This window comes from Leucobacter holotrichiae (genome assembly GCF_055791005.1).
On record NZ_JBVUAC010000043.1, the window covers coordinates 1 to 582 of the forward strand.

General features: G+C 62.9%; 1 protein-coding gene and 1 pseudogene. Both read right to left on the reverse strand.

Annotation, left to right across the window (positions count from 1 at the left end):
* Window positions 1-44: 44 nt before the first annotated feature.
* Window positions 45-335, reverse strand: a complete 291-nt coding sequence (locus AC0KXF_RS15200) for a type II toxin-antitoxin system RelE/ParE family toxin (RefSeq protein WP_473109968.1) — start codon at window positions 333-335, stop codon at window positions 45-47.
* Window positions 332-582 (reverse strand): annotated as a pseudogene (locus tag AC0KXF_RS15205) (hypothetical protein); the annotation flags it as partial. The pseudogene AC0KXF_RS15205 and the gene AC0KXF_RS15200, both read right to left, overlap by 4 nt.

Sequence of the window (582 nt, forward strand, 5' to 3'; positions counted from 1 at the left end):
AGTTCGAGACCATCATGAACACGACCGTCGCACTGGCGGCGTGACTAGGAACTGTCACCTATACGTGCAGCAGACCCGAGTATCTCGACCGCGCTCTCTCGCACAGCGAACGCGATAACCACGCGGCGACGAAACCCGATCGTGCGCAAGCCGGGCCTCACGTCGTCCCTGGCGATGCCGCGAAACGAGAAGTCTGCAAGTTCGTCGCAGTAGTCGAAGATCGCGGAGATGTACCCTTCGGCGCGATCAGGGAACCCGGACTGCTCAGCGATCCAGAGGTAGAGGTCGGAGAGCTGCTGTTGGGCTCGGGCCGAGTAGACGATGGCTCTTGTCACGCGGCGCTTTCCGAGGTGTGTTGCTTATGCAGCGCGGCGAGGTGGGCGCGCATATCCTCGGCGCTGATCGCCCTGGAGGAGTCGGCGCGCAACTCGTCGTAGGCAGCAACCACCTCGGTGCGCAGCCATCGCTCGACGGCGTCTTCCTGCGAGAACAGTGCCCTCAGTCCGGTCAAGTCCCGGGTGGTGGTGTAACGGTTGGTCCTTCGTGGTGATGGGGTCAGGCGCTGAGCTCGAGAACGGTATC